The 21,297-nt window shown below is 71.9% G+C and carries 22 protein-coding genes; 9 read left to right on the top strand and 13 right to left on the bottom strand.

Annotated elements, in window-relative coordinates:
• From LWJ43_RS02865 to LWJ43_RS02855, 3 genes are read left to right on the top strand one after another with little or no spacing between them, the layout of a single operon-like run.
• Positions 1 to 954: a YihY/virulence factor BrkB family protein gene (locus tag LWJ43_RS02865; protein ID WP_277330675.1), complete on the top strand. Its 954-nt coding sequence runs from the start codon at positions 1 to 3 to the stop codon at positions 952 to 954.
• Positions 955 to 1,737 (top strand): phosphatase PAP2 family protein, encoded by a 783-nt coding sequence (locus LWJ43_RS02860; protein ID WP_277330674.1) that lies wholly within the window; start codon positions 955 to 957, stop codon positions 1,735 to 1,737. It abuts the gene before it with no gap.
• 39 nt (positions 1,738 to 1,776) lie between these two features.
• Positions 1,777 to 2,403: an alpha-ketoglutarate-dependent dioxygenase AlkB gene (locus LWJ43_RS02855; RefSeq protein WP_277330673.1), complete on the top strand. Its 627-nt coding sequence runs from the start codon at positions 1,777 to 1,779 to the stop codon at positions 2,401 to 2,403.
• Positions 2,404 to 2,557: 154 nt separating this feature from the next.
• Here LWJ43_RS02855 and LWJ43_RS02850 read toward each other — a convergent pair whose 3' ends face one another.
• The 6 genes from LWJ43_RS02850 to LWJ43_RS02825 form a co-directional block, all read right to left on the bottom strand.
• Entirely contained in the window at positions 2,558 to 2,968 is a 411-nt protein-coding gene (locus LWJ43_RS02850) for an SHOCT domain-containing protein (protein WP_277330672.1), read from the bottom strand.
• Between the two features lie 72 nt (positions 2,969 to 3,040).
• Complete coding sequence (locus LWJ43_RS02845; protein ID WP_277330671.1) at positions 3,041 to 3,535, bottom strand: FBP domain-containing protein; 495 nt, start codon at positions 3,533 to 3,535, stop codon at positions 3,041 to 3,043.
• Positions 3,536 to 3,585: 50 nt separating this feature from the next.
• The gene (locus LWJ43_RS02840) at positions 3,586 to 4,086 is read right to left on the bottom strand and encodes a nucleotide triphosphate diphosphatase NUDT15 (RefSeq protein WP_277330670.1); all 501 of its coding nucleotides are present in this window, start codon (positions 4,084 to 4,086) and stop codon (positions 3,586 to 3,588) included.
• 63 nt (positions 4,087 to 4,149) lie between these two features.
• The gene (locus LWJ43_RS02835) at positions 4,150 to 5,049 is read right to left on the bottom strand and encodes a diacylglycerol kinase catalytic domain-containing protein (RefSeq protein WP_277330669.1); all 900 of its coding nucleotides are present in this window, start codon (positions 5,047 to 5,049) and stop codon (positions 4,150 to 4,152) included.
• Complete coding sequence (locus tag LWJ43_RS02830) at positions 5,046 to 6,059, bottom strand: SPFH domain-containing protein (RefSeq protein WP_277330668.1); 1,014 nt, start codon at positions 6,057 to 6,059, stop codon at positions 5,046 to 5,048. Before LWJ43_RS02830 ends, LWJ43_RS02835 begins: the two co-directional genes overlap by 4 nt.
• 205 nt (positions 6,060 to 6,264) lie before the next feature.
• Positions 6,265 to 6,909: a TetR/AcrR family transcriptional regulator gene (locus LWJ43_RS02825; protein ID WP_277330667.1), complete on the bottom strand. Its 645-nt coding sequence runs from the start codon at positions 6,907 to 6,909 to the stop codon at positions 6,265 to 6,267.
• A 150-nt stretch (positions 6,910 to 7,059) separates the two neighbouring features.
• Here LWJ43_RS02825 and LWJ43_RS02820 point away from each other — a divergent pair, with 150 nt between their 5' ends.
• Together LWJ43_RS02820 and LWJ43_RS02815 are read left to right on the top strand one after the other, a co-directional pair.
• Positions 7,060 to 7,869 (top strand): phosphatase PAP2 family protein, encoded by an 810-nt coding sequence (locus LWJ43_RS02820; RefSeq protein WP_277330666.1) that lies wholly within the window; start codon positions 7,060 to 7,062, stop codon positions 7,867 to 7,869.
• Positions 7,866 to 8,864 carry a DMT family transporter gene (locus tag LWJ43_RS02815; protein WP_277330665.1) on the top strand — a complete coding sequence of 333 codons (999 nt, stop codon included), beginning with the start codon at positions 7,866 to 7,868 and terminating at the stop codon, positions 8,862 to 8,864. The genes LWJ43_RS02820 and LWJ43_RS02815 overlap by 4 nt, the downstream gene beginning before the upstream one ends.
• A 31-nt stretch (positions 8,865 to 8,895) precedes the next feature.
• Here LWJ43_RS02815 and LWJ43_RS02810 read toward each other — a convergent pair whose 3' ends face one another.
• From LWJ43_RS02810 to LWJ43_RS02800, 3 genes are all read right to left on the bottom strand, one after another.
• Positions 8,896 to 9,441, bottom strand: coding sequence for a BLIP family protein (locus LWJ43_RS02810; protein ID WP_277330664.1), 546 nt, complete (start codon positions 9,439 to 9,441; stop codon positions 8,896 to 8,898).
• A 233-nt stretch (positions 9,442 to 9,674) separates the two neighbouring features.
• On the bottom strand, positions 9,675 to 10,214 hold the full coding sequence (locus tag LWJ43_RS02805; RefSeq protein WP_277330663.1) for a PadR family transcriptional regulator: 540 nt from the start codon (positions 10,212 to 10,214) through the stop codon (positions 9,675 to 9,677).
• A gap of 33 nt (positions 10,215 to 10,247) precedes the next feature.
• Complete coding sequence (locus LWJ43_RS02800; protein WP_277330662.1) at positions 10,248 to 12,263, bottom strand: NADPH-dependent 2,4-dienoyl-CoA reductase; 2,016 nt, start codon at positions 12,261 to 12,263, stop codon at positions 10,248 to 10,250.
• Between the two features lie 207 nt (positions 12,264 to 12,470).
• Between LWJ43_RS02800 and LWJ43_RS02795 the strand changes: the two genes are divergently transcribed.
• Positions 12,471 to 13,010, top strand: a complete 540-nt coding sequence (locus tag LWJ43_RS02795) for a DoxX family protein (RefSeq protein ID WP_277330661.1) — start codon at positions 12,471 to 12,473, stop codon at positions 13,008 to 13,010.
• A 42-nt stretch (positions 13,011 to 13,052) separates the two neighbouring features.
• A complete protein-coding gene (locus tag LWJ43_RS02790; RefSeq protein WP_277330660.1) occupies positions 13,053 to 13,895 on the top strand; it encodes a DUF1206 domain-containing protein in 843 nt (280 codons plus the stop codon).
• Positions 13,896 to 13,915: 20 nt separating this feature from the next.
• Here LWJ43_RS02790 and LWJ43_RS02785 read toward each other — a convergent pair whose 3' ends face one another.
• From LWJ43_RS02785 to LWJ43_RS02770, 4 genes are all read right to left on the bottom strand, one after another.
• Positions 13,916 to 15,295: a cryptochrome/photolyase family protein gene (locus LWJ43_RS02785; protein ID WP_277330659.1), complete on the bottom strand. Its 1,380-nt coding sequence runs from the start codon at positions 15,293 to 15,295 to the stop codon at positions 13,916 to 13,918.
• Entirely contained in the window at positions 15,292 to 16,803 is a 1,512-nt protein-coding gene (locus LWJ43_RS02780; protein ID WP_277330658.1) for an SDR family oxidoreductase, read from the bottom strand. The genes LWJ43_RS02785 and LWJ43_RS02780 overlap by 4 nt, the downstream gene beginning before the upstream one ends.
• A 130-nt stretch (positions 16,804 to 16,933) precedes the next feature.
• Positions 16,934 to 17,173 (bottom strand): twin-arginine translocase TatA/TatE family subunit, encoded by a 240-nt coding sequence (locus LWJ43_RS02775; protein ID WP_277330657.1) that lies wholly within the window; start codon positions 17,171 to 17,173, stop codon positions 16,934 to 16,936.
• Positions 17,174 to 17,302: 129 nt separating this feature from the next.
• Positions 17,303 to 18,280 carry a sporulation protein gene (locus tag LWJ43_RS02770; protein ID WP_277330656.1) on the bottom strand — a complete coding sequence of 326 codons (978 nt, stop codon included), beginning with the start codon at positions 18,278 to 18,280 and terminating at the stop codon, positions 17,303 to 17,305.
• Between the two features lie 156 nt (positions 18,281 to 18,436).
• Between LWJ43_RS02770 and LWJ43_RS02765 the strand changes: the two genes are divergently transcribed.
• Both LWJ43_RS02765 and LWJ43_RS02760 read left to right on the top strand, forming a co-directional pair.
• Positions 18,437 to 18,931 carry a MarR family winged helix-turn-helix transcriptional regulator gene (locus tag LWJ43_RS02765; protein ID WP_277330655.1) on the top strand — a complete coding sequence of 165 codons (495 nt, stop codon included), beginning with the start codon at positions 18,437 to 18,439 and terminating at the stop codon, positions 18,929 to 18,931.
• A gap of 95 nt (positions 18,932 to 19,026) precedes the next feature.
• Positions 19,027 to 21,162, top strand: a complete 2,136-nt coding sequence (locus tag LWJ43_RS02760) for an MMPL family transporter (protein WP_277330654.1) — start codon at positions 19,027 to 19,029, stop codon at positions 21,160 to 21,162.
• Positions 21,163 to 21,297: the final 135 nt, after the last annotated feature.

Here is a 21,297-nt window from a genome sequence, read left to right as displayed (position 1 = left end):
ATGGGCACCGCAACCCGGGTCCCGCAGACCCGCGACATGGTCGGCAGCGAGCTCTCCGGGGACGAGGCACTGGTCACCCTGCGCCGCTATGGACGCTGGCCGCTGCTGCGCGACTCCTTCGTCCGCTTCCGCTACGCCGACGGCTTCAGCCACTCCCGGGCGCTCGCCCTGCAGACCGTGCTCGCCGTCGTCCCGCTGGTCATCGCCTTCGTCGGGCTGTCGACGGCCCTGCACACCGAGGACCTCGGCAGGGTCGCGGAACTGACGATCCACCGGATCACGGCGGGGCCGAGCGCCGAGGTGGTCGACGACGCCCTGGACCGCAGCCGGCGGAGCGCCGACGACGGGGCCCAGCTCGCCCTGTGGTTCGGACTGGTCTTCTCCCTGACCAACACCACGACGGCGATGTGCCAGGTGGAGCGTGGCGCCAACCGCATCTACGGCGTCGAGCGCGACCGGGTCTTCCACCTGAAGTACCTCCGGGGCCTGGTGATGTCGCTGACCGCCGGCATCCCCCTCGGCATCGGCTTCGTCGCGATGGTGGCCGGAGGCGACCTGGTGGCCGCCGTGGTCGAGGTGTACGACCTCGGAGCCGGCTCCCGGTCCGCGTGGGACCTGCTGCGCTGGCCGGTGGGCGTGCTGCTCGTCATCCTGTCGGCGAGCGCCATCTTCCGCCGCTCCCCGCGCCGGCGTCAGCCGGGCTACACCTGGCTGGCCTTCGGCGCCGCCGTGTACCTGGTGCTCTGGACCACGCTGACCTGGCTGCTCAGCCTCTACCTCGAGGTCAGCGGCTCGTTCGACACCGTGTACGGCCCGCTCACCGCCTTCATGTCCCTGCTGCTGTGGGCGTACCTGACCTCCATCGCCCTCTTCCTGGGCCTTTCCTTCGCCGCCCAGCTGGAGGCGGTCCGGGCCAAACGGCCCGGACCCGTACAACCCGATCCAGGAGCCTGAATGTCCGCACGACCCGCTGCCCCCTCCCTGCGACGGCGCCGCCGGGACGCCGACCGCAGGTTCGGGGTCCGGCTGTTCGGTTCCGCGGCCGTCGCCGCGGTCGCCGCCGTCCTCTTCGGCCTGGTGCTCGTCCTGGTGGAGAGCGGATGGCATCCGCTGCGGCGCCTCGACGCGGGCGCCGCCCGATGGCTGAACCGCACCGCTCTCGACCATCCGGCGTGGACCGGTACCCTGCGCTTCTTCTCCGACGTGGTCTGGGATCCCGTGACCCTGCGCGCGGTGGTGGCGGTGCTCACCCTGTGGCTGGTGTACCGCCGCGCCTGGCGTCTCGCCGCATGGTCGGCCGTCACCGCCGTGGCCGGGGGGCTGACCGGGCTGCTGGTGAAGGTCGTCGTCGAGCGGGCGAGGCCGGCCCTTCCGGATCCGGTCGCCCACGCACCCGGCTTCTCCTTCCCGTCCGGTCACGCGATGACGGCCACGACCTCGTTCGCGATCCTGCTGCTCGTCCTCCTTCCCCTGGTGCGTCGCGGCCTGCGCCCCCTCTTCTGGGCCGTGGCGGTCGTATCGGTACTGGGTGTGGGGTTCACCCGCGTCGCGCTCGGCGTCCACTGGTTCAGCGACGTGGCCGGCGGCTGGACGCTCGGGCTGGCCGTGGTGGCGCTGACCGGCTGGTCCTTCGAGGCGTGGCGCGCGGACGCGGGCCTGGGCCGTGCCGACGTGGCCGAGGGCCTGGAGCCGGAACTGAGCGGCGACGATCCCGAATCGGACGGGCCGCACCCTTGATGGGAACGTCTGTTCTAATTCCTGGGTAGACTTGTCGCCATGTCCGTTCATCTCCAGGGCTCGCTGTTCGACCAGGCCGACCGCCCGCACCTCGGCCCCCTCACCGGGCTGCGCAGGACGGTCCTCGGCGAGGGGGCGTGGATCGACCTGCTGCCGGGCTGGCTGAGCGGCGCCGACGAGCTCTTCTCCGAACTCGCGGAGGGGGTGCCCTGGCGGGCCGAGCGGCGCCAGATGTACGACCGCACGGTCGACGTGCCCCGGCTGCTCGCCTTCTACCGCACCGAGGACGACCTGCCGAGCCCCGTTCTCGACGAGGCGCGCGACGCGCTGTCCGCCCACTACGGCGACGAACTGGGCGAGCCCTTCACCACGGCGGGGCTCTGCTACTACCGCGACGGCCGCGACAGCGTCGCCTGGCACGGCGACCTGACCGGACGCGGCTCGCACCAGGACACGATGGTGGCGATCCTCTCCCTCGGCGCCCCCCGCGATCTGCTCCTGCGCCCGTGCCGCGGCGGTGACACCGTGCGCCGGCCGCTCGGTCACGGCGACCTGATCGTCATGGGCGGCTCGTGCCAGCGCACGTGGCAGCACGCCGTTCCCAAGACCGCCCGGGCCGCGGGGCCGAGGATCAGCGTCCAGTACCGCCCTCGCGGAGTGCGCTGACGCGGCCGTTCGCACCGGGCGGCACCACCCGCTTCCGGACCGGCCGCCGACAGGGGCGGCCGGGGCTGACGGAACGCGGCCGTCCGGCGGGCACGGCGCGCGTGGACGGATCGCCCGTACGGGTGGGCGACCTGGACGGGCGATCCGTCACTGCTCAGGCGAGAAGTTTCTGTTTGGCCTTCTCGTACTCCTCCTGGCTGATGTGGCCCCTGTCCTTGAGTTCGGCGAGTCTGGCCAGGTCGGACACGTGGCCGGTGCCCGTACCCGTGCCGCCGTCGTCGTCGCGGGCGGCCTGTCTCACGTACTGCTTGAAGGCCGCTTCGCGTTCCTCCGCCTGCCTGGCCTCACGCCGCCCCATGCCCTTGCCGCGGGCGATCAGGTAGACGAGAACGCCCACGTAGGGCAGGACGATCACGAAGATCACCCAGGCCGCCTTGGCCCATCCGCTCAGCGAGTGGTCCTGGAAGATGTCCGTGACCACTTTGAAGAGCAGGAAGAACCAGAGCACCCACAGGAACACGTACATCATGGTCAGGAAGAGGTTCAGGAGCGGGTAGTCGTCCATGGGTCCACTCCGATCGTGCGGATGGTCCCTTCATTGATACGTCCGTCCCGCTCGCGCCGCACTTCCTGCCGGTCAGGCGGCGAGCAGGTCCAGGAACGCGGTGAGCTTGCCCCTGGTCCGCTCGATCTGCTGCTCGACGGTCAGGGACTCCTCGAAGCGCCCGCCGGGGGCCGGGCTCTTCCTGCCGCGTACGTACAGGGAGCAGTCCAGGTCGGTGCAGAGGTAGATGCCGACCGAATTGCCGTCCCGGCCGGCCTGTCCTCGCTTCCTGGCCGTCATCAGGGACACCCCGCTGCCCGGGTGCGTGGTCAGGCAGACCGAACACATGCTGCGGTGCAGGAAGCCGCGCTGCTGGGAAGGGAAGCGCAGCGTGACGCCGGTCAGTTCACCACGCAGTTCGGTGACGATGTAGCTCCTGTCCGGGGCCGAGAGATCGCGCCAGCCCAGGAAGTCCAGATCGTCCCAGCGGCGCTCGTCGAGGTCGCGGGGGAGCGGCAGGCGCTTCGCCTCCCCCTTGGAACAGTTGACGAACGACGCCCGGATGTCCTGCTCACTGACGGCTCTCATGACATCGACGCTAACTCTGCCTATGACCCCTAGGCAAATGAATAAATGCTCTAGGCCTGGGCCTGGGGCGTGACGATGCGCAGATGGTGGGCGGCGGGGTGCTCGATCGCGAGGTCCGGGCGCCAGACGGCCAGGATCTGGGCCGACGGGTCGAACAGGGGCCCCGGCAGTTCCTCGGGCGCGATCCACCGCCACGCGCTCATGAGTTCCGGTTCGGTGACCCGGGCAACCGCGGACTCCACCCTCACCAGCGCCGCCATGCTGATCCGGTTGATGCCCGCCACCACGTCGTGGACCATCGCGAACACGGTCACGTCGTCGACCGGCACGCGCAGACCCGTCTCCTCACGCAGTTCGCGGGCGGCTGCCGCCGCGACCGACTCGTGTGTCGGATCGACCTTGCCGCCGGGCAGCTCCCAGGTGCCGCCGCGATGCCTGCCGAGCAGGATCCTGCCTTCCCGGTCCTGTACGACGACACCCACCCCGAGGGCGGCCTGGGCGACGGGCGGACGGGTGTTCCGGGGCGCCGCGTCCATGGATTCGGTGGTCATCGCTGCTCTGCTCCCGGGGGGTCGGATACGGGTCGCGCGGACCCCGCCATCCTCACACGGCGCTCACGCCACCAGATTGAGTGTGGTGTCCGAGACGCCCAGGCGGATCGACTGGCCCCACGTCAACTCCAGTGCGTCGGACTCCATCCCGTCGCCGAACACCACCATCCGGTCCGACTCGACGGTGAGGCTCAGGCCGTCCCGGAGTCCCAGCTCACCCACGACCATCGTGGTGCCGGTGGCCGGCGACGGCCAGGCCTCGCGCACGAACCAGACCAGCCGCCGGTCCGAGGGGGCCGGCAGCGGCAGGGGGCTGCCCCGTTCCAGCCAGAGGGAGCGCAGCCAGCCGGTGGAGCCCGTACCCGTGCCGACCAGCACGCCCGAGGACGCCTGGGACTCGCCGGCGGACGGTCCGCCGTCCGTACCGATGCGGTAGCGGGCGGTCTGGTGACCTGGCGGCCCCAGGTAGATCTCGTTCAGGGCGAGCAGGCGCTGCGTGTCGTCGGCGACGGCCTCGGTCATCGTGAGGGCGTCCACCCGACCGCCGGGTGACACGGCGGCCCGGCAGAGCGCCGCCGTGTCACGGGCCCGGTGGCGTACGAGGACACCCGGATTGCGGCCCGGATCGGTGTCGATGCCCACCACCGGCTGTCCGGACAGGTACTTCGCGGCGTTCGCGACCAGTCCGTCCTGCCCTACCACCACGACCACGTCCTCGGGCCCGAACAGGAAGCGGTCGAGGTCGGCCCGCTCCACCCGGCTGCGGCGCCACCGCAACGGCACCGCGGCGGCCACCTCGGCGAGCGCCTGCTCGTTGCGCCGGTGACGCTCGGCGACCTCGTCGATGGACCGGCCGCGCCCGGCCAGCACGAACGCGGCCTGCCCGTGGGTCCCGTGCCGCGCGAGGAGCTCCTCGTACTCGGTCGTGCGGTGCACCAGCACCGCGCGCGGGGCCAGACTCACGCCCGCTCCTCCGGCTCCGGCCTGCCGAGCCGGGCGAGCAGGCCCGTCAGGACGTCGGGGGAGAGGGTCAGGCTGTCGATGCGCGGAAGGTTCTCGGCCAGCCGCGTCGCGGCCAGGGCGTGGAGCGTGGCGGGGTCGACGTCCGCGTGCGCCCGCAGCCAGGCCGACTGCGCCTCGGCGCGTGCCGCGCCGACCTCGCGGGCGGCCTCCGCCTCCGCGCGTGCCAGCCGCACGGTGCGGGCGGCCTCGGCGGCCGAACGCACCCCGTCGGCCGCCGACTTCTCCTCGGCCTCCCTGCGGGCGTTGGTGCCGCGCTGATCGACCAGCTGCTCCTCGCGACGCGCGAGCTCGATCTTGCTGGCCAGCTCGTTCTCGGCGATGGTCCGCTCGCGTTCGACCGCGACCGCCCGGCGCTCGTACACCGACCGGTCGGCCTCCTGCTGGATCTGCTCCCTGGCCGGGGTGCGCAGGGCGCGTTCGACCTCCGCCTCGGGACGGATGGCGACGACGCGCACGGCGACCACGTCGATACCGGTGGCCGGCAGCCGGGGCTCGGCCGTGAGCCCGGAGGCGACCCGTTCCCGCACGGCGGCGACGCCGTCCACGAGGGCGGCCGCGAGAGGGGTGCGGGCCAGGACGTCCAGGGTGTGCTGCTGGGCGGTCTCGGTGAGCAGGGTGGCGATCTGCTCCAGGGGCGTACCACGCCACACCCCGGTGTCGGGGTCCACCGAGAAGTCGAGCCGGGCGGCGGCCAGGGCGGGATCGCTGATCCGGTAGGTGACGGTGGCCTGCACGGTGACGTCCTGGAAGTCGGCCGTACGGGCGTGGAACGCCATCGCCAGCTCCCGGTCGTCGACCGGGACCTCGGAGAGCGCCGCGGCGAGCGAGCGGTACCAGAAGCTCAGACCCGGGCCGTCGTGGGTGAGCCTGCCCCGCCTGTGGTGGCGGATGTGGGCGGTGGGTGCGGAGCGCAGATGCCGCCAGCCGAAGCGCCGGGTGATGTCGGCCATGTCGGGACCCCCTCTTTCTCGTCATGAAGACGATAAGGGGTGTCGCCGGATCTCGTCAAGTGGACGAGAAGGGGGGTGGGCGAAATACGGCAGGCCGGTGGTCTCCTCGGAGACCACCGGCCTGCCGGTGGTGCGCCGTCCCCGTCCCCACGGTGCGGCGCGCGGGTGGTCCGTCGTCATCCGCTCGGGCGACGGGCCACGTTCATCAGGTCCCGCTCGCCCCGGGGGCGGGCGGAGGGACGGGGAGTCCGAGCGCGGGGAGTACGGCGCACTCGACGAAACGGGTCAGGAAGGCGTCGTCCGCGTACCGGCCCTCCAGGAGGGGCTGGGCGCGCATGATGCCGAGCACCTGGGCGGCCACGTACTCCGCCGCGGGGTTGTCGGCCTCGATCTCGCCGCGGCGTACGGCGCGTTCGACCATCGTGTCGATCGCGGTGACGGCGGGCGCGATCAGGGTGGAGCGCATCGCGCAGAGCAGGTCGGGATTCTGCAGTGCGGCGTGGCTGAGCGCGTGCATCAGCGCGGTGTCCTGGCCCGACGCCGCGTCCACGGCCCGGGCCGCCTCGCGCAGGTCGCCGCTCAGGCTGCCGGTGTCGATGTCGGACAGCAGGGCCCTGCGGGTGCCGTGCAGTGAGGCGACGACCAGTTCCGGCTTCGATCCCCACTGGCGGTAGAGGGTGGACTTCCCGCACCGAGTGCGGGAGGCGACGCCCTCCATCGTCAGCGAGTCGTAGCCGCTCTCCCGCAGCAGGTCCAGCACGGCGGTGTAGAGCTCCTGTGCCCGCTCCGGTGTGATCTTCGACCGGCGTGACGCGGGTACTGACTCCTGGGCTGAACCGGGCGACGGCATCTGCTTCCCTCTCTGCTGCTGTGCGGCTGGGGACCCTCGGTACGCCAGTGTACCGATACGCCGCCGTATCGGTACACTTGCGTATCGATACGGCATGGACTGGCCATGCCGGCGTCGTAACAGCGCACCGTCAGTAAAGGGGCACGGGTGATGCACACCCGCAGCGAGCCTGCGGAGCGGGAGCCGGACACCTCAGCCCGACCGCCCCTCGTCCACGAGCTGCTTCTGGTAGCCGGACTCTTCCTCGTCTACAAGCTCGGCCGGCAGGCCGCCAACGGCCACGTCGAGGAGGCCTTCCGCAACGCCGGACACGTATGGAGCTTCGAGCGGGCCGCGGGCCTCCCCCGCGAAGGAGCCGTACAGGGCGTCCTGCTGCACAGCCACACGCTCGTCCAGGCCGCGAACACCTACTACGCGACCGTGCACTTCCCGGCCACGCTCGCCTTCCTGGTCTGGCTGTACTGGCGCCGCCCGCGCCACTACGTCTGGTCGCGGCGCGTCCTGGCCGCACTCACCGGTGCCGCGCTCGCCCTGCACCTGATCTTCCCCCTCGCCCCGCCACGGATGCTCCACGCGGCCGGACTCGTCGACACCGGGCAGGCCTACGGGCCCACCGTGTACGGGGACACCCCCTCGACCGACTCGATGGCCAACCAGTTCGCGGCCATGCCCTCCCTGCACGTCGGCTGGGCCCTGGCGGTCGCCGTCGGGATCGTCGTCGCCACCCGCTCCCGGTGGCGCCCGCTGTGGCTGCTGCACCCGCTGCTCACTCTGTTCGTCGTCGTGGGCACGGCCAACCACTACTGGCTCGACGCGATCGTGGTCGGCGCCCTGCTCGCCGTCGCCTACGCCGCGCTCAGGCTGCCGCGCACACCGGTGCGCACGCACCTGTCGTGGGCGCCCGTACCCGCCCAGAACTACGCGTCACCCGCCTACGCACGGTCAGGAGCTCAGCGATGAACGCCACGCTCATGGCCGTCGCCCTCTCCCTCGTCTCCGCCGGCGCGTACGCCACCGCCGCGGTGGCGCAGGCCCGGCTCGCCGGCCGGACCGAATCCTCCGCGGGGGCGCTGAGCCTGCTGGGCCGCGGAGCCTGGTGGTCGGCGGTCGGCCTCAACGCCGGCGGGGCGCTGCTGCACGTAGCCGCGCTGAAGTACGGACCGCTCACCCTGGTCCAGCCCCTCGGCGCACTCACGCTCGTCGCCGCCGTCCCCCTGGGCGCGCGGTCCGCGGGCCGCCGGGTCAGCCGGACGGAATGGCGCGGCACGCTCCTCACACTCGTCGGCCTCGCCGCCCTGCTCCTGGCCGCGGGCGGCACCTCGCCGCACGACACGCTGAGCCTCCCCGAGGCCCTGGGGGTCGGCGCCGTCACCATGGGGCTCGTCGCCGTACTCGGCCGCCCGGGCACCCGGCCCGGCCTGAGGCACGCCGCGGCCTCGGGCATCACGTCCGGGGTGGCGTCCGCACTCACCCAGACCCTCACGGTCGCCGCGACCGACCACTCGGGGCCGTTGCTGAGCTGGCGGCTGGTGAGCGTCGCGGTGCTCGTCTCGTTCTTCGCCCTGGGCGGGCTCCTGCTCTCCCAGACCGCCTACCGGGGCGGCCTCGGCGCCCCACTCGCCGTGGTCACCCTCGCCAACCCGGTCGCCGCGGCCGTGATCGGCCTGATCCTGCTCGGTGAACGCCTCCAGGGCGGGGCGCTGGGCCTGCTCCCGGCACTCATCGGCGCCGCGGCCGCCGGCCAGGGCGTACTCCTGCTCAGCCGCGCGCAGGCCGGCGGCCCGTCGCGGGCCGAAGCCCCGGCCCCGCCGACGCGACCGTCACGCGTGGTCGTCTCCCACACGGTCCCCTCCGTGCCGCCCGCCGCCGGGCCGCCGGTCCTGCGAGCGGGGCCGGCCGGGGTGCCGGACCTGGTCCGAGCGGGCCCCGCACGGGAGACGACCACGGCGGGCTGACGACGGCCGCCGTGGTCCGGTGACCGGCCGGTCAGGTCAGGCTGCGCTGGTAGCGGTACGTAAGGACGCCGTCGGTGAGGTGGAAGCTGGCGGACGGCGGGAAGAGGCCGGTGGCGGCCGCACAGTAGTACTTCTCCTCGAAGCCGGTCTTCGCGGGCCAGTTCGGGTAGCTCTCGCCCTGGGAGACGCAGGAGTCCTTCGGGACGGCGGCCCACAGCTGGGCCTCGGTCATGCCCAGGGCTGTCCTGTTGTAGTGCGACAGCTTCATGGACGGGGTCGCCGCCTTGTAGAGGTACTCGTTGCGTTTGTTCCAGAGCTCGCCGTCGTCCGTGAAGGAGAAGCCGCCGTAGGGCGCGTAGTCGCCCGACTCCGTGTAACACAGGATCGAGTCGCCGAGGCTGCCGCCGGTGTGGCACATCGACCCACCGCCGCTGATCTCCCAGACCTCGTCGAACGTCATCCCGAACTGGACCTGCTCGTACTTCTCGGCGGAGAAGCCCGCTTCCGCCTGTGCGGCCGACCCCGTCGCGACGACGGCCGCCGCGGCCGCCACGAGTGCGACCCCCGTACGTGCCATGCGTGCTTTCACCACATGCGTCCTCTCGTCGTCGCCCCGGGCGCCCGGACCCTCACGAACCCGGTGGGACGGTTCTAGCGGTGCGGGGAGTCCGCGAGCGCGGGCGGAATGCACGGGGCGGGCGGTACTTCCCGCCCCCGGACGCGACGCTATGTCCCGCCGCTCTCCGTACCGTCTCCTGACCGGGCGCGGGACAGCCGGTGCGGACCGGCGGACGGAGGCGGAACGCGCCCCTACGAGCCCGGCCCGTCCAGGTCGTCGATCGCCCTGGTCAGCCAGCCCGTCCAGAACGTCTCCAGGTCGATGCCCCCGCGCAGCACCAGACGGCGCAGCCGGTCCTCGTCGGCGGTCCGCTCCGGCGGGAAGTCACGCTCCTCGATCTCCAGATACTCCGCCAGCTGCGCCCGGTGCAGCGCCAGGTGTCTGCGCAGCTCCGCGGCGAGCCCCGGGGCACCGACCACGGCGGCCGCCCGCATCCTCAGCAGCAGCGGATCACGGACGGGTCGGGGATCCTCGGCAAGCGACACCCAGGCCATGAGCGCCTCACGGCCCGCGGGCAGCACCTCGTACTCCTTGCGCTGCCCGCGCGCCGGCTGCCCGGTCGGCAGGACCCGGATGTGACCGGCCTTCTCCAGCTTTCCCAGCTCGCGGTAGATCTGCTGATGCGTGGACGGCCAGAAATAGCCGATCGACCGGTCGAACCTCCGCGTCAGTTCGAGACCGGACGACGGCTTCTCGAGCAGGGCGGTGAGGATCGCGTGCGGGAGTGACATGGACCGCATCCTAGAGACAGCGGGACCGGTCCCTCACAGCCCCGCGGCGAGCTCCGTGCCCTGGCGGATCGCACGCTTCGCGTCCAGCTCGGCGGCCACGTCGGCGCCCCCGATCAGATGCACCGGGCGCCCCGCCGCGCGCAGCTCCTCGTACAGTTCGCGCCGCGGCTCCTGGCCCGCGCACAGCACGACGGTGTCGACCGGCAGAAGGAGCTGCTCGCCGTCGACGGTGAGGTGCAGGCCCTCGTCGTCGATCAGGTCGTAGGACGCCCCCGCGATCATCGTCACACCGCGGTGGCGCAGTTCGGTGCGGTGGATCCACCCGGTGGTCTTTCCCAGCCCCGCCCCGACCTTGGTGGCCTTGCGCTGGACGAGATGCACCGTGCGTCCCGGCTTCGGGCGCTCCGGCGCCCGCAGCCCGCCCCGGTCCGCGTAACCGGTGTCCACACCCCACTGCCGGAAGAAGACCTCCGGGTCCAGGCTCGCCCCGTCGCCGCCGTCGGTCAGGAACTCCGCGACGTCGAAGCCGATCCCGCCGGCGCCGACCACCGCAACCCGGTCACCGACCTCGGCGCCGTCCCGCAGGACGTCCAGATAGCTGACCACGCTGGGATGCCCGACGCCGGGGATCGCGGGGACACGGGGTTCGACCCCGGTGGCCAGCACGACCTCGTCGAAGCCGTCGAGGTCGGCGGAGCCGGCCCGGGTGCCCAGCCGGAGCTCGACGCCCTCCTCGGCGAGCCGGGTGCGGAAGTAGCGCAGCGTCTCGTCGAACTCCTCCTTGCCGGGGACCCGGCGCGCGACGTTCAGCTGGCCTCCGATCTCGTCCGCCGCGTCGAACAGCGTCACCGCGTGCCCGCGCTCGGACGCCGTGACCGCGCACGCCAGTCCCGCCGGACCGGCGCCGACGACCGCGACGCGCTTGCGGAGGCGGGTGGGCGCGAGCACCAGTTCCGTCTCGTGGCAGGCCCGCGGATTCACCAGGCAGGAGGTGATCCGCAGACTGAAGATGTGGTCCAGGCAGGCCTGGTTGCAGCCGATGCAGGTGTTGATCGCGGCGGCCCGGCCCTCGGCCGCCTTGGCGACGAAGTCGGGGTCGGCGAGGAACGGCCTCGCCATCGACACCATGTCGGCCCGGCCCGAGGCGAGGATCTCCTCGGCCAGTTCGGGGGTGTTGATGCGGTTGCTGGTCACCAGCGGTACGGACACCGCGCCCCGCACCTTCTCCGTCACCCAGGTGAAAGCGCCGCGCGGCACGGAGGTCGCGATGGTCGGGATGCGCGCCTCGTGCCAGCCGATACCGGTGTTGATGATGGTCGCGCCGGCCGCCTCCACCTCGCGGGCGAGCTGGACGACCTCCTCCAGCGTGGAACCGCCGGGCACCAGGTCCAGCATGGACAGCCGGTAGATCAGGATGAAGTCCGGTCCGACGCGCTCGCGCACGCGGCGCACGATCTCGACGGGGAAGCGGATCCGGTTCTCGTACGAGCCGCCCCACCGGTCCTCGCGGTGATTGGTCGCCGCCACGATGAACTCGTTGATCAGATAGCCCTCCGAGCCCATGATCTCGACACCGTCGTATCCCGCGCTCCGCGCGAGCTCCGCGGCACGTACGAAGTCCTCGATGGTCTCCTCGACCTCGTCGTCGTCGAGCGCGTGCGGCGTGAAGCCGCTGATCGGGGCCTTGAGCGCACTGGGCGCCACCAGGTCCGGGTGATGGGCGTAGCGTCCGAAGTGCAGGATCTGCATGGCGATCCGGCCCCCCGCCGCGTGCACCGCCGCCGTGACCTCGGCGTGCTGCTCCGCCTCCGCCTCGGTGGTCATCTTGGCTCCGCCGGGGAAGGAGCAGGCCCGCGCGCTGGGCGCGATCCCCCCGGTCACCATGAGGCCCACCCCGCCGCGGGCACGGGCCGCGTAGAAGGCGGCCATCCGCTCGAAACCGCGCTCGACCTCCTCCAGGCCGATGTGCATCGACCCCATCAGCACCCGGTTCGGGAGCGTGGTGAATCCGAGGTCGAGCGGGCTCAGCAGGGTGGGGTACGGGCTCATCCGGGGTCTCCTCGCAGGTGTCGTCGAGCCAGTTGTAGACCACCCCGAGACTCTTATGCAACAAGTTGCACAATGATGTACGTCGCAGTCCCCGCAAGGCCGTGCCACGAATGGCCCAGCACCACCGGCCCCCACCCCACGACACGGAAGACAGTGGATCCGTACGACTCAGAGCCCCGCTCCGCCCCCGTCGACGGGAGACATCCCATGGCCTGCATCAACCGACGCGACTTCGGACTTCTCGTACTCCGGGTGGGGACGGGAGCCGTCCTGGCGGCCCACGGCAGCCAGAAGCTGGGCGGGTGGTTCGGTGGCGGGGGCATCGAGGGGACCACCGCGGCGATGGAGGCCATGGGCTTCGACCCGCCGAAGCACAGCGCCCTGGCAGCGGGACTCGGCGAGGCGGGCGGCGGACTCCTCCTCGCCCTCGGTCTCGCCACCCCCGCGGCCGGGGCCGCCGCGGCCGGCACGATGGCCGGTGCCGTCGCCGTGCACGCGCCCGCCGGCTTCTTCGCGATGGGCGGAGGCTACGAGTACCCGGCGTTCCTCGGCTTCACCGCCGCGGCGATCGGGGTGACCGGCGCCGGCCGCTACTCCCTGGACCACGCCACCGGGCACGTCCTCGACCGGCCCCGGGTCGTCGCCCTCGCTTTCGCGGGCAGCGCCCTGGCGGCGGCGGCCGTGGTCGGCCGACGGGCCAAGGGGCAGCCTGCCGCACAGAACGGGCCGGAAGGCGAAGGCGCGTAGTTCTCCCGCATTGATCGCCGTTTCAGGGGCATCCGGCAGTGCATGAATGCGAACGCGCTGTCGATGAACGCACATGGTCAGGCGAGACGAGCCGCACGGAGCCGAGCCGTGGACGTGGGTGCCCGGGCCGGCTTCGTGGCGCGCGGGGTGATCTACCTCCTGGTGGGGGTGCTCGCCCTGCGCATCGGTTTCTCCGACGGAGGCGGGAAGCAGGCCGACCGGGGCGGCGCCATCGCCGAGATAGCCGAGAAGCCCTTCGGGAACATCCTGCTCTGGGCCCTCGGTGTCGCGCTGGCCGGCATGGCCCTGTGGCGACTGTCCGAAGCGGCCTTCGGCCAGGCCGGTCCCGACGGCGACAAGGCCACGAAGCGCGCCATGGCTGCGGGCCGCTTCGTCTTCTACGCCTTCGTCTCCTACTCCGTCATCTCCTACGCGGCCGGTGACAAGGGGAGCGGCAGCGGGTCGAGCGACCAGCAGACCGACGACGTCACGGCACGCGCCCTCGAATGGCCCGCAGGGCAGTGGATCGTGGGCATCGCGGGCGCCGTGGTGACGGGCGCAGGCCTCTGGATCGTCTTCCGCGCCCTCGCCCGCAAATACCACAAGCACCTGAAGACGGCCGAGATGTCGAAGAGGGTCCGTCAGGCCGTCGACGTCGTCGGCGTCTTCGGCGGCACCGTCCGGGGCGTGGTCTTCGCGACGGCCGGCGGGTTCGCGATCGCGGCAGCCGTCCAGCACGAGCCGGGCCGGGCCAAGGGCATGGACGACACCCTGCGCTCCTTCACCGAGACCCCCGCAGGCCCCTGGCTCCTCGTCCTCGTCGCACTCGGACTGGCCGCCTTCGGCCTCTTCTCCTGGGCCAACGCCCGCTGGCGCAAGGTCTGAAGGGGAGGGCGGGCCGGCCGTCAGTCGAGCCCCCTCGCCTCCTTGAACCTGGCCAGCCCGTCCGACAGCCCGACCACCGGCTCCGGATAGCCGTAGCGGCGGCGCTCCTCCCGCGGAAGCTTCCACGGCTCGTGCACGGCGGACCCGGAGACCCCGGCGAGTTCGGGCACCCAGCGGCGTACGTAGGCGCCGTCCGGGTCGTACCGCTTGGCCTGCGTCACCGGATTGAGCACCCGGTTGGGCCGGCTGTCCGTGCCCGTACCGGCCACCCACTGCCAGTTGAGCTGGTTGTTGGCGATGTCCCCGTCGACGAGCAGATCCAGGAAATGACGCGCTCCGGACCGCCAGTCCACGTACAGGGTCTTGGCCAGGAAGCTCGCGGTGAGCAGCCGCCCCCGGTTGTGCATCCAGCCCTCGTGGAGTAGTTGGCGCATCGCGGCGTCGACCACCGGATATCCGGTGCGGCCCTCCTTCCAGGCGGCCGTCTCGGCCTCGGCCGCCCGTCCGGTGCGCCAACGGTCCTGTCGCGGACGGTAGTCGGAGCGGGAGGCGGCCGGCCGGGCGGCCAGGACCTGATGGTGGAAGTCCCGCCAGCAGACCTGGCGCACGAACGCCTCCGCACCCGGCCCGCCCGCCGGGCGCGCACGGTGGACCACCTCGGTGGGGGAGAGCGTGCCGAAGTGCAGGTGCGGCGAGAGCCGCGAGGTCGCGTCGCCCGCCATGTCGTCGTGGCGGTCCTCGTACGAGGCGAGCCCGCTGCGGCACCACGCGGTGAACAGCCTGCGGCCCTCGGTCTCCCCGCCCTCGGCCAGGCCGGGGGACAGCCCCCGGGTACCGGCCCGCGACGGCAGCGCGGCCGACCCGGGACCCTCCGGTACGCGGACCGTACGAGGCGCCCCGAACGGTGAGCGCAGGCCTTCCCCGGACCAGCGCCTGAAGTACGGCGTGAAGACGGCGAAATGGTCCCGGCCCGCCCCGGAGGGCACCACCGCACCGGGCGGGACCGCGGTGACCACCGCGTCGTGCACGCTCAGCCGGCAGCCCACGGAGGTGAGGGCCTCCCGCAACCGCTCCTCCCGGCGCTGCGCGTAGCCGCTGACGCCTGCTGCCATGTGGACCGCGCCCGCGCCCGTCTCGGAGACGATCGCGCCGACCTCCTCGGCGACGTCGCCCTCACGGACGATCAGACGCCCGCCGCGTTCGCGGAGCCCCGAATCCAGGTCCCGGAGGCAGTCGGCGAGGAACGCACGCCGGTTCGGTGCGCCGAACCCGGCGGTCTCCACCCCGGCGTCGAGCACGAACAGCGGTACCACCTCGTCGGACGAGGCGAGCGCCGCGTGCAACGGCGGATGGTCGTGCAGCCGCAGGTCGGAGGTGAAGAGGACGACCGCCACGGTCATCGGCGGACACCTGCCGCCCCACGGCCCGCCGCCTGTGCGATGTTGCGAGCCATCCCGCCGAAGACCACCGCGTGGAACGGGGACACACTCCACCAGTACGCGTGCCCGAGCAGCCCGATCGGATGGAAGACGGCCCGTTGCCGGTAGTGGGACCGGCCGCCCTCGCCCTTCTCCGCGTACATCTCCAGCCAGGCCAGGCCGGGCAGCCGCATCTCCGCACGGAGTCTGAGCAGCCTGCCCGGCTCGATCTCCTCGACCCGCCAGAAGTCCAGCGAGTCCCCGACCCGCAGCTGTTGGGCGTCCCGTCTGCCGCGGCGCAGGCCGACTCCTCCGACCAGCCGGTCCAGCCAGCCCCTCACCGCCCAGGCCAAGGGGAACGAGTACCAGCCGTTGACCCCGCCGATCCCCTCGACGACCCGCCACAGAGCTTCCTGGGAGGCGTCCACATCCAGCTCGCGCACATCGGTGTACAGGCTCCCGCCCGCCCAGTCGGGGTCGGTGGGGAGCGGATCGCTGGGAATTCCCGGGGTGGACGCGGAGGACCACCGTGTCGACACCCTCGCCTCGCGCACCCTCTGCAGTGCGAGCGAGAGCGCGGTGGCGAAGGAGAAGGGCTGCCCGGGGCCGTCGGGGACGTGTTCGGCGATGTCGTGCTCGTTGCACACGACCTCGTGCCGCAGGGACTCCGCGAGCGGGCGGGCGATCGACGCGGGAACGGGAGTGATGAGTCCGACCCAGTGACTGGACAGGCCCGGCGAGAGCATCGGGACCGGCATGATCAGCCGATGGGGGAGCCCGGCGACCCGGGCGTACTTCTGCATCATGTCACGGTAGGTCATCACGTCGGGACCGCCGATGTCGAAGGCGCGGTTGACCTCCGCGGGCATGTGGGCACTGCCCACGAGGTAACGCAGGACGTCCCGCACGGCGATCGGCTGGATGCGGGTCGACACCCAGCTGGGGGTGACCATGACCGGCAGCCGCTCGGTGAGGTAGCGCAGCATCTCGAAGGAGGCCGAACCCGAACCGATGATGACCGCTGCGCGCAGCACGGTCGTCGGCACGCCCGAACCGAGCAGGATGTGCCCGACCTCGGCGCGCGAGCGCAGATGGGGGGACAGCTCCCGCTCGGGGACGTCCGTGGGGGTGAGCCCGCCCAGATACACGATCCGCCGGACCCCGGCCGCCTTCGCCTGCTCGCCGAAATTGCGTGCCGCCTCGCGGTCGGTCCGCTCGAAGCCCGGCCCGGTGGCGAGCGCGTGGACCAGGTAGTAGGCGACATCGACGCCACGCATCGCCGCGCCCAGGGACTCCGCGTCGGTCACGTCCCCCTTGACCACCTCGGTCTCGTCCGACCAGGGGTAGTCACGCAGCTTCTCCGGGGTCCGCGCCAGACATCGCACCTGGTGACCGGCCTCCAGGAGCTCGGGTACGAGGCGGCCTCCGATGTATCCCGTCGCACCCGTGACCAGACACCGCAGTCCGCCGTCGTCGTCCTTGCTCTCCATGACCCCTCGTTCCGGCTCGTGTCTCGTACGTCCACCGTGTCCCCGCGCACGGGATTCCGCTTGTCGACGGGGCCGGAACACGCCGAAGCCCACCCCTCCGAGTGGCGGGGCGGGCAGCGGTGCGGGGGGTTCAGCGCGGTCCGGGCTTCTCCGTTGCGGTGCCCCTGATGACGCGCGGGTCGTCCGACCCGTCCGTGTACGGCTCCGTGTGGAGGGTCGGGGGCTTGCCGTCGGACTTGAGGGCCTGCGCCTCGCTCTTCAGGATGCGGGCCGACTTGCCCATGGAACGGGCCAGTTCGGGGAGCTTCTTGGCACCGAATATCAGGATGGCGATGATGAGGAAGATCGCGATCTCGCTGATTCCGAACATGACGGCTGTCTTCTCCCTGGTGGGTGTGGGGCGATCTCCCGGCGGCCGGTGGGACTCACCCCGTGGGGCCGCGGCAGGCCAAATCTACAGGACTGTAGAAGGTGATGGCAGGGTGTCGCAGCCCCCGCCTCAGCCCTCGTCGCCCTCCTCTTCCTCCTCGTCCCCCTCGAAGAAGTCGCCCACCTCGTCGACCACTTCGGCGGCGACCATGCCGCCCACGACGCCCACGGCGACACCCGCCGCCCCTGCGGCGATCACGGTGCCCATCCCCGGTCCGGAGTGGTGCTGGGGGTGCCCGCCGTCGTGCCCGTACGCCTCGGGCGCCCCGTGCGAGGTGCGAGCCTCGGCCAGTGACCGGACCCAGCCGTCGACCTCGGTGACCCAGTCGCGGCCCTGGACCTCGTGGTGGCCTACCGTGTGACGGCCGAGGGAGTCGCCGCCGCCCGAGAAGTGCCCTCCCCGCTTGTCCGCCTCCAGCACCACCTCCAGGGCGTCCGGGCCGGCCAGGAAGGTCACCTCGATCTCGTTGACTCGGTCCGCGTACCGCGGAGCGGGTGAGAGCTCGATCTCCTGGTAGAACGGCAGCCGCTGACCGCTGCCGCCGATGTGTCCCAGTTCCAGGTCGGCGGACCTGAAGCCGAAGCCGAGCTGCCCGAAGGCCTCCAGCACGGCCTCCTGGGAGGGCAGCGGGCCCACGGTGAGACGGTCGATGTCGCCCTTGTCCCTGGCTCCGGACACCGACAGCTCCGTGCGCACCCCGAGGACGATCCCGAGGTCCTGGCCGTAGAGCTCGGTGACCGGCGTCTCCCACGGGAGCGTCAGCGTGAACTGGACGTCGCGCTCCTCGCCCTCCGCCAGCACGAAGCCGCCGGCGACGGTGAAGCGCTCGAAGACCACGGCCCCTTCGGCCTCGCCCTCCTCGTGCTCCGCCTCCACGTGTGCCACGAGCTCCAGCGTGATGTGCTCGACCGTGCAGTCGGCGTTGCCGCCCTTGAGCCGGACCTCGCCGCTCAGCCCGCCACCGGGAACGACCGTACCGGGCTGCAGTACCGTGTCCACGGTGGGGCCGCCCACACCGAGCGAACCGAGCAGCTTCTTGAACACCATCGTGGCGTTCACTCCTTCTTCCGTACGCGGAGAACGCGTTCAGCCGCGTTTCTACACAACTGTAGAAGTATAGAGGCGAGATGGGCCGCGCAAGCGGTCTTCGCCCAGGTCGGGGAGGGGGGCGGCGTGTCGTCCGGTGCGTCCTATCATGGGGCGGTGGACAGTGCAGACGACCCTCGCGACGGATCGGGCGCGCAGGCGACCGGGGTGCCGGAACTCCAGGCCCTCGCCATGGAGCTGCGGCGGATGAACGGTGAGATCAACCGGCTGGTCCACGCCTTCGCGCACGCGCAGGGTCTGCATGCCACGGACGTGCAGGCGCTCGGCGCGATCCTCGACGCGGATGCGCCGCTGACCCCGGGGCGTCTGCGTGAGCATCTCGGTCTGACGTCCGGCGCGGTCACCGCCTGCCTGGACCGGCTGGAGCGCGCGGGGCACATCAGGCGCGCTCGGGAGAGTGCCGACCGCCGGGTCGTGCACCTGTACTACGAGTCCGGGGCCAAGGCCGCCGCGCGCTCCTTCTTCATGCCCCTGGCCGAGGCGGCGGCCGGAGCCCGCGCCGCCTCCGAGCCGCAGGAGATGGAGGCGGCACTCCGTTTCCTCGCCCGGATGAACGGCGAACTCTCCACCATGCAGGTTCCTCGACGCTGAAGCGCCGTGCCGGTGCGAAGGCACTCCGTGCGGCATGTAATCTCAATCATTGAGATACATCATGATTGAGAGATAGCGGCCGACCCAGGAGTGCCATGTCCACCGCATCGAAGCCGGCCCGCCGGCTGTTTCTTGTACCCGTCTTCCTCGTCCTGGCCTGGCTCGTCGTCGGCGGCGCCTTCGGTTCGTACGCCGGGAAGCTCGGGGAGGTAGCAACCAACGACCAGGCTTCCTTCCTGCCCCGGAGCGCCGAGTCCACACGGGTCGTCGAAGCACAGAAGGCGTTCAGCAGCCAGGAGACGGTGCCCGCCGTCGTGGTCTGGACATCGGCCGAGGGCGAGGACCTCGGCCCGCGGGAGCAGAAGGAGGCCACCGCCGCCCTCGCCTCCGTCAAGGGCGGACCGGGGGTCACCGGAGAGGTGAGCCCCGCGCTGCTCTCCGACGACCGCAAGGCACTCGAGGGCGTCGTCCAGCTGAGGCCGGATCTCGGCGACGAACTCCCCGACGCCCTCGCGGAGATCCGGAGCGCGGCGGAGAAGGTGACCGGGACGCAGGTCGGTCTGGCCGGTCCCGCGGCATCCCAGGCCGATCTGTCGGACGCCTTCGCCGGCATCGACGGACTGCTGCTCGGCGTGGCGCTGGTGACCGTTCTCGTCATCCTGCTCCTCGTCTACCGAAGCGTCCTGCTGCCCCTGATCATCATCATCGGCGCGGTCTTCGCTCTCGGCGTCTCCTGCGCGATCGTCTACGTCCTGGCGGACCACGACGTCGTCCGCGTCGACGGGCAGGTCCAGGGCATCCTCTCGATCCTGGTGATCGGAGCGGCGACCGACTACGCGCTGCTGCTCACCGCGCGGTTCCGCGAAGAGCTCGGGCGGCGCCCCGACCGGTGGACCGCGATGCGCGCCGCCCTCCGTGAGTCCGCCGGGCCGATCGCGGCCAGCGCCGCCACCGTGGCCCTGGGGCTGCTCGCACTCCTCCTCAGCGACCTCACCAACAACCGCGCGCTCGGCCCCGTGGGCGCCATCGGTATCGTCTGCTCCGTCCTGAGCGCCCTCACCTTCCTGCCCGCCGTCCTGGTCCTGCTCGGCAGGGCCGCGTACTGGCCGTCCGGCCCGAAGAAGGGCCAGGCCGAGCCCGAAGCCGGTTCGACGGGCATCTGGTCGCGCGTGGCGGGGCTGGTCGACCGCTCCCCGCGCAAGGTGTGGGCGGTGACGCTGGTCGGTCTCCTCGCCTGCGCCGCCTTCATGCCCACACTGAACTCCAAGGGCGTGCCGCTCGAGGAGATCTTCGTCAACGAAGCACCGTCCGTCACGGCGCAGGAGACCCTGGGCCGCCACTTCCCCGGCGGGTCGGGCAACCCCGCGGTCGTGATCGCGGGCGCCGACCGGTCGAAGCAGGTGGTCGCCGCCGCCGAGGAGGTTCCCGGAGTCGCGAGCGTCTCCGTGATGTCTTCCTCCGGGCGTCCGGGCGGCGGGGAGCCGCTCGTCGTGGACGGCCGGGTCCGCATCGACGCGACCCTGTCGGCCGCGGCCGACAGCGACGCCGCCAAGGAGACCATCACGAAGCTGCGTGACGCGGTCCACGCCGTGCCCGGTGCGCAGGCGCTCGTCGGCGGCTACACCGCACAGCAGTACGACACCCAGAAGACCGCGGAACACGACCGCAACATCATCGTCCCGGTGGTGCTCGTCATCATCCTCGTCATCCTGATCGGCCTGCTCCGCTCGCTGCTGATGCCGCTCCTGCTCGTGGCCACGGTGGCGCTCAACTTCCTCGCGACGCTCGGCATCTCGTCGCTGGTCTTCGAGCACGTCTTCGGCTTCAGCGGGACCGACTCCTCCGTGCCGCTCTACGGATTCGTCTTCCTGGTCGCCCTCGGCGTCGACTACAACATCTTCCTGATGTCCCGGGTCCGCGAGGAGTCGCTGATCCACGGCACCCGGCAGGGTGTCCTGCGCGGGCTGACCACCACGGGCGGGGTCATCACCTCGGCCGGCGTGGTCCTGGCGGCCACCTTCGCGGCCCTGGGAGTCATTCCTCTCGCCTTCCTGGTCCAGATCGCGTTCATCGTCGCGTTCGGCGTCCTGCTGGACACCCTCGTCGTCCGCTCGCTCCTCGTGCCCGCGCTCGTCCGGGACATCGGCCCCACCGCCTGGTGGCCCGGCGTCCTGAGCCGGCGGCGCGAGGAGACGAAGGGGGCGCCGGAGAAGGCGGAATCCCTTTCCTGACGGAGTGGTCGGTGCCGCGCGCGAAGAAGTGCGCGAGTGGCGACGAGGGGCCGGGGCGGCCGTGTGGCCGCCCCGGCCCCTCTCCGTTGCGCGGGACGCGGACGGCCGGGTTGAAATGTCCCAGTGAGACAGATG

This window comes from Streptomyces sp. JH34 (genome assembly GCF_029428875.1).
Classification (GTDB): Bacteria; Actinomycetota; Actinomycetes; order Streptomycetales; family Streptomycetaceae; genus Streptomyces.
The sequence above is the reverse complement of the archived record's forward strand: the minus strand, read 5'-3'. Positions and strand labels throughout refer to the sequence as shown.

Coding starts and splice junctions, on each gene's coding strand:
- LWJ43_RS02860 (WP_277330674.1), top strand. CDS start 955: ATGTCCGCACGACCCGCTGCCCCCTCCCTGCGACGGCGCCGCCGGGAC.
- LWJ43_RS02845 (WP_277330671.1), bottom strand. CDS start 3,535: ATGAGAGCCGTCAGTGAGCAGGACATCCGGGCGTCGTTCGTCAACTGT.
- LWJ43_RS02770 (WP_277330656.1), bottom strand. CDS start 18,280: ATGGTGTTCAAGAAGCTGCTCGGTTCGCTCGGTGTGGGCGGCCCCACC.
- LWJ43_RS02820 (WP_277330666.1), top strand. CDS start 7,060: ATGCACACCCGCAGCGAGCCTGCGGAGCGGGAGCCGGACACCTCAGCC.
- LWJ43_RS02850 (WP_277330672.1), bottom strand. CDS start 2,968: ATGGACGACTACCCGCTCCTGAACCTCTTCCTGACCATGATGTACGTG.
- LWJ43_RS02825 (WP_277330667.1), bottom strand. CDS start 6,909: ATGCCGTCGCCCGGTTCAGCCCAGGAGTCAGTACCCGCGTCACGCCGG.
- LWJ43_RS02785 (WP_277330659.1), bottom strand. CDS start 15,295: ATGACCGTGGCGGTCGTCCTCTTCACCTCCGACCTGCGGCTGCACGAC.
- LWJ43_RS02780 (WP_277330658.1), bottom strand. CDS start 16,803: ATGGAGAGCAAGGACGACGACGGCGGACTGCGGTGTCTGGTCACGGGT.
- LWJ43_RS02840 (WP_277330670.1), bottom strand. CDS start 4,086: ATGACCACCGAATCCATGGACGCGGCGCCCCGGAACACCCGTCCGCCC.
- LWJ43_RS02805 (WP_277330663.1), bottom strand. CDS start 10,214: ATGTCACTCCCGCACGCGATCCTCACCGCCCTGCTCGAGAAGCCGTCG.
- LWJ43_RS02760 (WP_277330654.1), top strand. CDS start 19,027: ATGTCCACCGCATCGAAGCCGGCCCGCCGGCTGTTTCTTGTACCCGTC.
- LWJ43_RS02810 (WP_277330664.1), bottom strand. CDS start 9,441: ATGGCACGTACGGGGGTCGCACTCGTGGCGGCCGCGGCGGCCGTCGTC.
- LWJ43_RS02830 (WP_277330668.1), bottom strand. CDS start 6,059: ATGGCCGACATCACCCGGCGCTTCGGCTGGCGGCATCTGCGCTCCGCA.
- LWJ43_RS02790 (WP_277330660.1), top strand. CDS start 13,053: ATGAATGCGAACGCGCTGTCGATGAACGCACATGGTCAGGCGAGACGA.
- LWJ43_RS02865 (WP_277330675.1), top strand. CDS start 1: ATGGGCACCGCAACCCGGGTCCCGCAGACCCGCGACATGGTCGGCAGC.
- LWJ43_RS02855 (WP_277330673.1), top strand. CDS start 1,777: ATGTCCGTTCATCTCCAGGGCTCGCTGTTCGACCAGGCCGACCGCCCG.
- LWJ43_RS02815 (WP_277330665.1), top strand. CDS start 7,866: ATGAACGCCACGCTCATGGCCGTCGCCCTCTCCCTCGTCTCCGCCGGC.
- LWJ43_RS02800 (WP_277330662.1), bottom strand. CDS start 12,263: ATGAGCCCGTACCCCACCCTGCTGAGCCCGCTCGACCTCGGATTCACC.
- LWJ43_RS02795 (WP_277330661.1), top strand. CDS start 12,471: ATGGCCTGCATCAACCGACGCGACTTCGGACTTCTCGTACTCCGGGTG.
- LWJ43_RS02775 (WP_277330657.1), bottom strand. CDS start 17,173: ATGTTCGGAATCAGCGAGATCGCGATCTTCCTCATCATCGCCATCCTG.